The following is a 12,056-nucleotide window of genomic DNA, read 5'->3' as shown; positions in this document are numbered from 1 at the left end:
GATCCGGCCGCGTGGGGAGGGCGGAGGGTCAGCGGTGAGCACAGTGGACGCACCCTCCCAAGCACGCGCCCCACTCTTCTTCATCAGCTATTCGCGGGCGCCGGTCGGCCGGGCCACCGGCAAACCCGCCGAGTACGTCTCCCGTTTCTTCGAGGACCTCTCCGTCCACGTCAGCGAACTGGTCGGCCCGGTGACCGGAGTGGACGCCGGCTTCCTGGACAGCTCCATCGCCGGCGGTGAACGCTGGAGCCCGGAGCTTCTCCAGGCCGCCGGCACCTGCCAGGTCTTCGTTCCGCTGGTCTCCAGCGCGCTGCTCGGCAGCGACTGGTGCGGCCGGGAGTGGGACGCGTTCTCCCGCCGACGGATCACCCCGCGACACCGCTCGGCCTCGATCCACGAGACAGCGATCGTGCCGGTCACCTGGTCGCCGACGAACGGCACGGCACTGCCTCGGGTGCTCCGCGACATCCAGCGCTTCACCCCGACCGCGATGCCGGATCCCGACATCGCGGTGCACTACCAGCGGGACGGGGTCTACGGCTTGCTGACCATGCAGTGGGAGAACGCGTACCGGGCGGTGGTCTGGCGGCTCGCGCAACGCATCGTGGCCATCCACCGTTCGTACCTGGTCGAACCCTGGGTGCCGGCGAGCGTGGACGAGCTGTGCAACCGGTTCGCCGAGGAGTCGGAGTGAGCCCCCCGACGGCCCGACGCCGACCGGGGGCCCGCGGGACGTACTTCTTCCTGAGTTACGCACACTCGGCGCCGCCGCCGGGCGCCCGGGCCGACGCCGACGTCTGGGTCGGCCAGTTCTTCGCCGACCTGACCGACGAGGTGCGGCGTCAGGCGCGACCGGTCGCCGGCATGCGGATCGGCTTCTTCGACCAGCACATCCCGTTGGGCGCCGACTGGAAGGCCGCCCTCGCCGAGGCGCTCGGTGACGCTGAGGTCTTCGTCCCGCTCTATTCGCCCGGCTACTTCAGCCGCCCCTGGGCGCTGGGGGAGCAGGAGTCCTTCCGGGCCCGGCTGGCCGCCGCCGGGTCGACCCGGATCACCGCCGGCCATCTCACCCCGGTGCTGTGGATCCCGTTCCCCCCGTGGGAGGCCCACCCGGAGCTGGACGGCGCCCTGGACCTGGGCCGGGACGTCCCGGAGTACGCAGCGGACGGCCTGCGCGCGTTCTGCATGCTGGCCTCCTACCGGGCCCAGTACGAGCTGATGCTGAGCCGCCTGGCGAGCCGGATCGTGCACACCGCCGAGCGGCGTCCGATGGGTCCGTCCCGGGCGCCCGGCCTGGACGAGGTGGTCCGTCCGGCGCCGACCGACCCGGACTTCGTCGTCGCCGTCCTGGCCCCGACCCGGGACCGGCTGCCGAGCGATCGCGACCCCGCCGGCTACGCGGCCAGCGGCCGGCTCTGGCGGCCGTACGGGCGCAGCCAGCAACTACCCGCCGCCGAGTACGCGGTCAGCACCGCCGAGCGGCTCGGGCTGTCGGCCCGTACCGAGGACTTCGCGCAGGCCTCCGCGTTGCTCGATCGGCGGCCGGCCGTGCTGTTGGTCGACCCGTGGATCGCGGCGGCGCCGGACGCGGCCGGCGTTCTCGCCCGGATGCTGCACGGCCTGCGGGAGTGGGTCGTTCCGCTGGTGGTCACCGACGACGACGACAGCCAGGACGCCACCCGCTGGGCCACCGAGGTGACGCAGCTGTTGCACGACGCCGGCCTGCCCCAGGTGAAGCGGGCGTGCAACATGCCCGAGTTCGTCGACCTGATGCCCGCGCTGGTCACCGAGGCGCGCCGTCAGTTCCTCAAGTACGGCCCGGTCGTCCCCTTCGAACCACCGCCGGAGCCGGTGCCGAGCCTGCGCGATGGCCTGCCTGTCGCCGGCTCGACCGACCCGGCGTCCCCGCCTGATGATCCGGCCCCACCGCGTCCCCACGGAGAAAACCGATGAACAACGATCGCGAAGGCCAGGTCGTCACCTTCTACTCGTTCAAGGGTGGAACGGGCCGAACGATGGCGCTGGCCAACGTGGCCTGGATCCTGGCGGCCAGCGGCCGGCGTGTGCTCGTCGCCGACTGGGACCTCGAGTCGCCCGGTCTGCACCGCTTCTTCCACCCGTTCCTCGACGCCGAGGCGATCCAGGGCACCAGCGGTGTGATCGACATGATTCGCGACTACGAGTGGGAGACCACCCGGGTCAACGACCGGCCGGACCGCTGGATGGAGCAGTACGCCCGGGTCGGGCGGCACGCGTTCTCGCTGCGCTGGAACTTTCCCGACGGCGGCGGCCTCGACTTCCTCTCCGCCGGCCGGCAGAACAGCGACTACGCCGTCTCGGTGAGCGGGCTGGACTGGGACAACTTCTACAACCGGCTGGGCGGCGCGCAGTTCTTCGAGGCGCTGCGGGCGGACATGAAGCGCCAGTACGACTTCACCCTGATCGACAGCCGGACGGGGTTGAGCGACGTCGCCGACATCTGCACCCTGCACCTACCGGACACCCTTGTCGACTGTTTCACCCTCAGCGACCAGGGCATCGACGGCGCGGCCCGGGTGGCGCACTCGGTACGGGACCGGTACCGGCGGCGCGACATCCGGGTCCTGCCGGTGCCGATGCGTGTCGACCAGGCCGAGAAGGAGCGGGCCGAGGCGGGTCGCCTGCTGGCCATGCGCCGGTTCGCCGGGTTGCCGGCCGGCATGACCGAGGCGGAACGGCGGCGTTACTGGGCCGCCGTGGAGGTCCCGTACCGGCCGTTCTACGCGTACGAGGAGACCCTCGCGACGTTCGGCGACCCGCCGGGCTCACCGACGTCGCTGCTGGCCGCGTTCGAGACGTTGACCGGGATCCTCACCGACGGCGCGGTGACCGCGCTGCCGGTGATGGACGAGTCGGTGCGGGAGCGGGGCAAGGCCCGGTTCCGCCGACGCACCGAGGCGATCGACGACCAGATCGTGCTCCGGTATGCGCCGGAGGACGCCATCTGGGCCGAGTGGCTGGAGCGGGTGCTCAGCTCGGCCGGGCTGCGGGTGGTGGAGCCCACGGCCGCCGTCGGGTCCGCCGGTACGCCGGCCCCGCGCACGCTCACAGTGGTCTCGCCGGCCTACGTGGCGACCCCGTCCGGTGGCCTGCCCGACCGGGACACGAGCACCGGCTCCACGGCCCTGGCCGTGTACGTCGCCGACCTGCGCCCGCTGGCCGAGTTTCCGTCCCAGAGCTCCACCAACCTGGTCAACGTGAGCGCCGCGACCGCCGTGGAGCGGGTGTTGCGGCTGGTCGGCCGACCGGTGCCGTCGTCGGCGGACGGCCCAGCGGGTGGGAGTGCCCGTTACCCCGGCACCGAGCCGTTGATCTTCAACGCTCCCAACCGAAACGCCCGGTTCACCGGCCGGGAGGACGACCTGGCGCGGCTGCGCGCGCAGTTGCAGAGCGGGGGCAGCGCGGTGGTGCTTCCGGTCGCCCTGCAGGGTATGGGCGGCGTCGGTAAGACGCAGGTGGCTTTGGAATACGTGCACCGGTTCAAGGCCGGGTACGACGTGGTCTGGTGGATCGTGGCGGACCCGCCGCAGTTCGTCGACACGGCCCTCGCCGACCTCGCCGGTCGCCTCGGCATCCTCGTCGGGCCGACCCTGCCCGACACGGTCCGGTCGGTGCTCCAGGTGCTCGGCCGTGGTGAGCCGTACGAGCGGTGGCTCGTCGTCTTGGACAACGCCGAAGAACTCGACCAGATCGAGCCCTTCCTGCCGCAGGGCCCCGGGCACGTCCTGCTGACCTCCCGCAACCGCGCCTGGGGCGACCGGGCGAACCCGATCCAGGTGGACGTCTTCGACCGCACCGAGAGTGTGGCGCACCTCGCCCAGCGGGTGCCCACGATCAGCGCCGAGGAGGCCGACCGGGTGGCCGAGGCGCTCGGCGACCTTCCGATCGCGGTGGCCGCGGCGGGCGCCTGGCTCGCCGACACCGGCACGTCGGTCGCCGACTACCTGCGGCAGATCGAGCGGCACGGCCCCAGCGCCCTCTCCGTGGAGGCGACCTGGGACCTGTCACTGAACCGGCTGCTGGAGCAGGCGCCGGCCGCCTACCGGCTGTTGCAGCTCTGTTCGGTGCTGGCCCCGGAGATCGCCCTCGAACTCATCTACAGCGACGAGATGGCGGCGGCCCTCGTGCCGTTCGACCCGTCGGTTTCCGAGCGGCTGGTGCGCGGCGCCCTGGTCCAGCAGATCAACCGCCTGGCACTGCTCAAACTCGATGTCCAGGGCGGTCGGGTCCAGGTGCACCGGCTGTTGCAGGCGGTGGTCCGCGACCGGATGACCGACGACGAGATCACCGCCGCCCGACACCAGGTGCACCTGGTGCTGGCCGCGTCCCGGCCCCGAGGCGACGTGGACGACCCGACCACCTGGGCCCGGCTGCGCATGCTCTGGCCGCACCTGGAGGTCTCCGAGGCGCTGACCTGCCCGGACGAGCCGGTGTGTCAGCTACTGATCGACCGGGTCCGCTATCTGTGGCAGCGCGGTGGTCTGGACCAGGCCGACACGTTCAGCCAGGAGGTGGACGACACCTGGAGCGCCCGGCTCGGGGACACGCACGACGAGGTCGAGGCGTCGGCCCTGGGCCGCCAACTGCTGCACCTGCGGTTCAACCGGGCGAACATCCTGCGCAGTCTGGGCCGGTTCAACGAGGCACGGGACCTGGACGAGGCGGTGCTGGCCGAGCAACGCCGCCTGCTGGGTCCGCTGCACCCGCACAGTCTGATGACCGCCGGCAGCCTCGGCGGTGACCTGCGGGCGCTCGGCCGCTACGCCGAGGCCCTGGAACGGGACCGGTCCACCTACGCCTCCTGGCTCCAGGTGTTCGGCGAGGACCACCCTCGGACGTTGAGCGCGGCCAACAACCTCGCCGTCTCGTACCGGCTGGTCGGCGACTACCGGTCGGCCCGTCGGTGGGACGACGAGGTGCACCAGCGGCGGCGGCTGGTTCTCGGCCCCACGCACCCCTACACACTCGTCTCCGCCGTGCGGCTCGGCAGCGACCTGCGGGAAGCTGGCGAGTACGAAAGGTCGGCCACCCTGCTGCGCACCGTGTACGACACGTACTGCGAGGTGCTCGGGCCGGATGACGGCCAGAGTCTCGCCGCCCAGGTCAACCTGGCGGTATCCCTGCGCAGCTCCGGTCGGGGCAGCGAGGCCGCGCCGATGTTCGAGACGGCCTACCGCGAACTCGACGAACGCTTCGGGGCGGACAACCCGGACACGGTGGCGTGCCGGTCGAGTCGCGCGGCGAACCTGTTGGCCGTCGGCGACGCGGCTCGGGCGCTGACCGAGATGAACGCCGTGCGGGTGGCGTTCGAGGAGCAGCTCCGGCTCGGCCCGGAACACCCGCACGCCCTGGCGACGGTGAGTAACATCTCGGCGGCGGAGCGCGCGCTCGGACGCAGGTCTGACGCGCTCGCGTCGGCGTCCCGGGCGGTCGGCGAGTTGCGCAAGGTGCTCGGGCCGGACCACCCGCACACCCTCGCGGCGGAGGTCAACCAAGCGGTGTGTCTCGCCGAGGAGGGTGACTGGGAGTCGGCGCGGGACCGCCTGCGGGAAACCGCCGGCCGACTGGCCGCGGTGATCGGTGCGGAACACCCCGACACGCTGCGCTGCCTCGGCGATCTCGCCCTGGTGGCGAGGCGGGCCGGCGACGGCCCGGCCACCGAGGACGTCGGCGCCGTGGCGGACCGGCTGGCCGAGGTGATCGGTCTGGAACATCCCACAGTGCAGACCCTGCGCGAACGGCGGTTCGTGGTCCGGGTGATCGACCCACACACCATCTGAGCGGGGCGTTCGGCGGGCGGCCGGCTGTCCGGGCCGACCCGCCGGCCCGGCCGGGCCTGGCGCTCAGAGCCGCGGGCTGGTCGCGAGGTCCGGCGTGGCCAGCCAGGTCAGGGTCTGCGGCAGGATCTCCACCGCCCCGAAGTGCGCGGCGCCGGGCTGCACCTGCACCTCGGCGCGCGAGATCCGCGAGGCGAGCCAGTGTGAGTGCTCCACGGGAGAGAAGCGGTCCTGTTCGCCGTGCCAGAGCCGGACCTCCGCGCGGATGGCGCCCAGGTCGAACCCCCAGCCGCGCCGGATCGCCAGCACGTCGTCGATCCAACCCTCGGGGCCGTGTCGTAGTGCCTCGGAGTACATGTCGGTCAGCAGTCGGCGGATCGCGATGTCGTCGACGACCCGGATGTCCTCGTCGGGCAGTTGGGGGCGGAGGAAGTCCAGAAGCGTCATCGGGTCCCGGCGGGCCTCGTCCGCACGAACCTTCAGATTGAGCGTGAGTTCGGCGAGGTCCTCGTCGGCCTGCCCGTAGTCCTCCACGTTCGATTCCGCCATGCCCGCGTACCAGTCCAAATCGGGTGCGCCGGCCGGGGCGAGCCCCACCAGCACGGCGGCCCTGGTGACCCGGTCCGGCAGCAGCGCGGCGCAGGCCAGGGCGTGGGGCCCGCCACCGGATCGGCCCACCACCGCGAACCTGTCGATGCCGAGGTCGTCGGCGATCGCCGCCACGTCGGCGGCGGCGTCGGCCACCCGCCGGCCCTCGTGCCGGTCGGAGTCGCCGTACCCGGGTCGGTCGTAGCAGACGAGGTGCACGCCGAGGCGGTAGACGACGATGCCCCGGGGGCGAGGGCCGCTGCGGCTGCCCGGGGTGCCGTGCAGCAGGAAGACCGCCGGCCCGTCCGGCGCTCCCGAGGTCTCCACCGCGAGGCGCCGCCCGTCCGGGGTCGTGACGGTGCGCTGTGTCGCATCTTGTCGCGTCACGGTTGGCCTCCCGCGGGTCGTCATGTGCTCCCCCGTGAACGGAGCCGGCGCATCGTCGGCACCGAGTGCAAAGCCCCCGAAATCGCCCAGAACACATCCTTGTTGTGCAGCGTACTGCCCGTCGTGGATGCCCGCCATGGGCCAGCGGGTCAATGCCGGTGGGTTGGGCCACCCGAACGGGCCGCTACCCTGGTAGCCCGAGGGGAAGGGGCACCAAGAGGGTGGCTAGGACCTACAACGTCGTGACGTACGGCTGCCAGATGAACGTGCACGATTCTGAGCGGATCTCCGGCCTGCTCGAACAGGCCGGCTACGTGCGCGCGGTGCCGACCGACGACACCCCGGACATCGTCGTCTTCAACACCTGCGCGGTGCGAGAGAACGCGGACAACCGGCTCTACGGCAACCTCGGTCGTCTGCGCCCGGTGAAGGACAAGCATCCCGGGATGCAGATCGCGGTCGGCGGCTGCCTCGCTCAGAAGGATCGGGGCGACATCGTCCGCAAGGCCCCCTGGGTGGACGTGGTCTTCGGCACCCACAACATCGGCGCGTTGCCGGTGCTGTTGGAGCGGGCCCGGCACAACGCCGCCGCCGAGGTGGAGATCCTGGAGTCGCTCGACGTCTTCCCGTCCACGCTGCCCACCCGCCGCGAGTCCACGTACGCCGGCTGGGTGTCGATCTCGGTGGGGTGCAACAACACCTGCACGTTCTGCATCGTGCCGGCGCTGCGCGGCAAGGAGAAGGACCGGCGCCCCGGCGACATCCTCTCCGAGGTGCGCGCCCTGGTCGACGAGGGCGTGCTGGAGGTGACCCTGCTCGGGCAGAACGTCAACTCGTACGGCGTGGAGTTCGGCGACCGGTTCGCGTTCGGCAAGCTGCTGCGGGCCTGCGGCGACATCGACGGGTTGGAGCGCGTGCGCTTCACCAGCCCGCACCCGAAGGACTTCACCGACGACGTGATCGCCGCCATGGCCGAGACGCCGAACGTCTGCCACTCGCTGCACATGCCGTTGCAGTCCGGCTCCGACGACGTGCTCCGGGCGATGCGCCGGTCCTACCGCTCCGAGCGCTACCTGGGGATCATCGAGAAGGTCCGCGCGGCGATGCCGGACGCGGCGATCACCACCGACATCATCGTCGGCTTCCCCGGTGAGACCGAGGCCGACTTCCAGCGCACCCTGGACGTGGTCCGGGAGGCCCGGTTCTCCTCGGCCTTCACCTTCCAGTACTCGAAGCGGCCCGGCACCCCTGCCGCGACAATGGGCGATCAGCTGCCCAAGCAGGTCGTGCAGGAACGCTACGAGCGGTTGATCGCCTGCGTCGAGGACATCACCTGGGCGGAGAACAAGCGCCTCGTCGGTGAGACCGTCGAGGTGCTGGTCGCCGTCGGTGAGGGCCGCAAGGACGAGCGGACCGGCCGGATGTCCGGTCGGGCGCGCGACGGTCGACTGGTGCACTTCGCGACCGAGACCGCCGACGGGGAGTCCCTCGCCGGTCAGATCCGGCCGGGCGACATCGTGCACACCACTGTCACGTACGCCGCCCCGCACCACCTGAACGCCGACGGACCGCCGGTGGCGCACCGTCGCACCCGCGCCGGCGACGCGGCCGAGGCGGGTCGCTCCCCGCGTACCCCCGGGGTGTTGCTCGGTCTGCCGACGATCGGCGCACCGCCGGTCGTGGCCGCCCCCGCCGCTGGCTGCGCCACCCACTGACCGCACGGAAGGGCCCCTGGACGAGGGGCCCTTCCGTGAAGGGTCGAGTCAGACGGTGATCCGGCCGGCGCCGGCGCCCGCCGTCACGATGGACTTGACGTTGCTCGCGGTGTCCAGTTGGTAGGAGTACGGGATGCTGGCCACGCTGCCGCCGGCCTGGCCGGTGGGCGAGTTGACGAAGTGGTTGTTGCGGGCGACCAGGTTGCCGGGCCCCGAGTCTCCCTCGCCACGGTGGTACGGGTCGTCGACGTTCTCGAAGTAGTTGCCCTCGACGAGCACCCCGGCGTTCTCCGTGGACGCCACGCCGTAGCCGCCGTTGGCCCGGTAGTAGTTGTTGTACACGTGCACCGGGTTGCCGAAGCGCACCCGGGGGTTGCGCTGGTTGCTGCCGTCGAACCAGTTGTGGTGGTAGCTCACCCGCAGGTGACCGACGTCCTGGCTGGCGTTGTCGTCGCTGTGGCCGAGCAGCATTGTCTTGTCGTGGCTGAAGACCCGGTTCCACGAGACGGTGACGAAGTCCGAGCCGCGCTTGATGTCGACGGCCCCGTCGTACCCGTTGCTGAAGCTGTTGTGGTCGATCCAGATGTTGGTGGCCGACTCCTGCACATTGATCGCGTCGTCGTTCCAGCTGCGGAAGGTCAGGTTGCGGATGATCACGTTGCGGTCACCGCTGACGTTGAGCCCGCAGCCGGCGATGGTCGCGCCGTAGTTGCCGAGGATGGTCTTGTTGGACCGGACCCGCAGCATGCCCGAGCAGGTGATCGTTCCGGACACCCGGATCACCGCGGCGCCTGTCGCGTTCAGTGCGCTGGTCAGGGCCGAGGCGGTGGTGACGGTGGTGGTGGCGGCGTTGCCGCCACCGGTGGTGCCGCCGTTCTGGGTGGCCCAGCCGACAAGTGTCGAGGGCGGCTGCGTGCTGGGCGGGGGAGTGCTCGACGGTGGCGGGTCGGTCGGCGGTGGGGTGGTCGGTGTGGTGCTGCCGGTGCAGGCGACGTCGTTCAGGCTGAAGCTGCTCGGAGCCGGGTTGCTGGAGCTGTTCCAGCTCGCGTTGAAGCCGAACGTGGCGCTGGCGTTTGTCGCCAGGTTGCCGTTGTAGTCGACGTTTGTCGCGGAGACCTGGCTGCCGCTCTGCGAGGCGGTGGCGCCCCACGCCTGGCTGACCTGCTGACCGGCCCCGTACGACCAGCGCAGTGTCCACCCGGAGACCGGGTCGCCGAGGTTGGTGACAGTGACGTTGCCGGTGAACCCGCCCGGCCACTGGCTGGCGACCGAGTAGGCCACCTGGCAGCCGGCGGCCGCCTGGGCGGACACGGAGGTCAACAGCGCAGCGCTGACCAGGGTGGCGGTGGCTGCGGCAGTGGTGGCGATCAGCGTCATTCGACGCCGTCCTGTGCGCATGCTGCTTCCTTTCGAGAAGGCGGACGGAGGTGTCGCGACGCCCATGCCCGTGGGCGGCGAGTCTCGGCCGGGACCAGTGGTCCTCGGGCCCGCCAGTGCAGGTTCGTGAAGGAAAGCGGCTCCCGCGCTCGCGCCCGCCAACGAAGAGGCAAGCGCTTTCCCGATAAGAACATAGAAGTGTCTGAATGTAAATGGCCGGGACGGCCGGTGCGCTGCTGCCGGGACGGCCGGCGCGCTGCGCACCGGCCGTCCCGGTGGATCAGCAGCCGGTGCCGCTGAGTTTCACGGTGCCCGGCGCGCTGGCCGTGCCGTTGGCGGTGAAGCCCACCGTCACCGACCCGCCCGCCGGCAGGGACGGGGCATGGCTCGGAGCCGCCGCGGTGACAGTCGTACCGGACTGCGTGACGGTGGCGTTCCAGCCACTGCCCAACGTCACCCCGGACGGCCAACTCCAGGCGACCGACCACGGGTTCACAGCGCCCGAGCCGGTGTTCTTCACCGTCAACTCTCCCTGGAAGCCGCCCTGCCAGGCGTTGACCTGCCGGTAGGTGGCCGTGCAGGCGCCGGTCGGTGGGTCCGTCGGTGGGTCCGTCGGCGGATCGGTCGGCCCACCGGTGCCGCCACCGGACGGCGCGATCAGGTACGGCTGGAGGACCGCCTGCTTGGCGGTGTTGACGTTCGTCCAGTCGTCGAGCGCGATCCCGCCGGTGTCACCCGAGTTGGGATTCCACGACCAGTAGGTGAAGGACATCCCGGTCACCCCGGTCCCGGTGTACGCCATCAGCTTCTCCAGCCACACCTTGTCCTTCGGGTCGACCAGTGTGCTGCCGAACTCACCCATCATGATCGGGGCGATGTTCTGCTTGTAGAGGTAACCGAAGTACTTGTCCCAGATGGCCGGCATGTTCGCCGGGTAGTCCGGGGCGTCGAACCAGGTCTGCCGGTACACCGAGGTGGCGTACTCGTGCGGCGAGTAGACCAACCGGTTCGCCACGCTCAGCCGGACCGGGAACTGACCCGCCTTCGACAGGTTGCCGCCCCACCAACCGCAGTCCTCGTCGTTGCTGGTGTCGCCGTCCCAGACGTTGGAGAGGCCACCGCTCGGGCAGCTCACCCCCTCCACGAAGATCAACCAGTTGGGCTGGACGCCGAGGATGGCGTTCCCGGCCCGCTCGGCGGCGAGCCGCCAGTCCCGGGTGGTGTCGCCACAGCCCCAGCACGCGCCGGTGGCCGCCGGGTTGGTGCCCTCCGCGTGCGGCTCGTTGTGCAGGTCGGCGCCGATCACCGTCGGGTTGCCCGCGTACCGCTGGGCGAGCATCTTCCAGTCGTTGATCCAGGTCGCCTCGGAAACCGTCGACGTGTACCAGAGCGGCGACTGCCCGGCCGCCGTCGGCCGGTGCCGGTCCAGGATGATCCGCATGCCCTTGCTGCCGGCATAGTCGATCACCTTGTCCAGGATCTGCAACGGCGACAACCCGATCAGGTCCGGGTTGACGAAGTCGTTGATCCCACTGGCGGTCGCCCCCGGCTTCAGCGCGTCGTTCGAGTACGGCACCCGCAACGTGTTGTAACCCAGCCGGGCCATCGTGTCGAGCTGTCCCCGCCACGGGTTGTTCGACCACAGCCCGTGGAAGGTCTTGTTGTCGGTCTCCATGCCGAACCAGTTGATGCCGGTCAACCGGACGGTCGTACCGGTGCTGTCCACGATCTGGTTGCCACTGGTACGCAGATAACCCGTACCGGTGCCGGCGGCGACGGCCGGGCTGGTGCTGACGGCGGCGGCGAGGAACACGCCGGCCGCGACGGTGACGAGCGCGGTGAGCGCGCCGCCGAGAGCTTGAGGACGGAACAATTCGAGCTCCACTTCGGAGGTCCGACGCCGTCCAGGAACGACGCCGGCGGGCAGCCGTCGGCACGTCGCGGTCCCCCAAGGGGTACGCGGACAGCACACGACGGCCCATGTCACGCGGACGTGGTCACTCGCGGAAGCTCACCGGCGGCCCTCGACGGCGGATGTTCCGCCTTCGTCGCCCTCGCGCCGGTGGCCCTACCTGGCTCCGTCGCTCATTCTGATCAGCCCACGTCAATGCGTCAACCTCCCCGCTCACACCGCCCGCCCGTACCGCCCGGCCTGGCGTGGTGTGGAGTGGCG

7 protein-coding genes are annotated in these 12,056 nt (G+C 71.0%); 4 read left to right on the top strand and 3 right to left on the bottom strand.

Going from position 1 to position 12,056, the window contains the following annotated elements; genetic code table 11:
- The first annotated feature begins 34 nt into the window (after positions 1-34).
- The 3 genes from OG992_RS13055 to fxsT are packed head-to-tail and all read left to right on the top strand — an operon-like array spanning position 35 to position 5,819.
- The gene (locus OG992_RS13055; RefSeq protein ID WP_210785994.1) at positions 35-694 is read left to right on the top strand and encodes a TIR-like protein FxsC; all 660 of its coding nucleotides are present in this window, start codon (positions 35-37) and stop codon (positions 692-694) included.
- A complete protein-coding gene (locus tag OG992_RS13050) occupies positions 691-1,953 on the top strand; it encodes a TIR-like protein FxsC (RefSeq protein ID WP_266303354.1) in 1,263 nt (420 codons plus the stop codon). Before OG992_RS13055 ends, OG992_RS13050 begins: the two co-directional genes overlap by 4 nt.
- Positions 1,950-5,819, top strand: a complete 3,870-nt coding sequence (fxsT, locus tag OG992_RS13045) for an FxSxx-COOH system tetratricopeptide repeat protein (RefSeq protein ID WP_266303353.1) — start codon at positions 1,950-1,952, stop codon at positions 5,817-5,819. Before OG992_RS13050 ends, fxsT begins: the two co-directional genes overlap by 4 nt.
- Before the next feature lie 63 nt (positions 5,820-5,882).
- Here the strand turns inward: fxsT and OG992_RS13040 are convergent, their stop codons facing one another.
- Positions 5,883-6,791 carry an alpha/beta fold hydrolase gene (locus OG992_RS13040; protein ID WP_238687094.1) on the bottom strand — a complete coding sequence of 303 codons (909 nt, stop codon included), beginning with the start codon at positions 6,789-6,791 and terminating at the stop codon, positions 5,883-5,885.
- A 221-nt stretch (positions 6,792-7,012) separates the two neighbouring features.
- Here OG992_RS13040 and miaB point away from each other — a divergent pair, with 221 nt between their 5' ends.
- Positions 7,013-8,506, top strand: a complete 1,494-nt coding sequence (miaB, locus tag OG992_RS13035) for a tRNA (N6-isopentenyl adenosine(37)-C2)-methylthiotransferase MiaB (RefSeq protein ID WP_266303352.1) — start codon at positions 7,013-7,015, stop codon at positions 8,504-8,506.
- A 48-nt stretch (positions 8,507-8,554) separates the two neighbouring features.
- Here miaB and OG992_RS13030 read toward each other — a convergent pair whose 3' ends face one another.
- Both OG992_RS13030 and OG992_RS13025 read right to left on the bottom strand, forming a co-directional pair.
- Positions 8,555-9,904, bottom strand: coding sequence for a cellulose binding domain-containing protein (locus tag OG992_RS13030; protein WP_238687093.1), 1,350 nt, complete (start codon positions 9,902-9,904; stop codon positions 8,555-8,557).
- Between the two features lie 259 nt (positions 9,905-10,163).
- Positions 10,164-11,756, bottom strand: coding sequence for a cellulase family glycosylhydrolase (locus tag OG992_RS13025; protein WP_266303351.1), 1,593 nt, complete (start codon positions 11,754-11,756; stop codon positions 10,164-10,166).
- Positions 11,757-12,056: the final 300 nt, after the last annotated feature.

The sequence above is a fragment of the Micromonospora sp. NBC_00362 genome (assembly GCF_026342155.1).
Classification (GTDB): Bacteria; Actinomycetota; Actinomycetes; order Mycobacteriales; family Micromonosporaceae; genus Micromonospora; species Micromonospora hortensis.
Note: the sequence above shows the minus strand (reverse complement) of the source record. Positions and strands in the feature narration are given on the sequence as shown.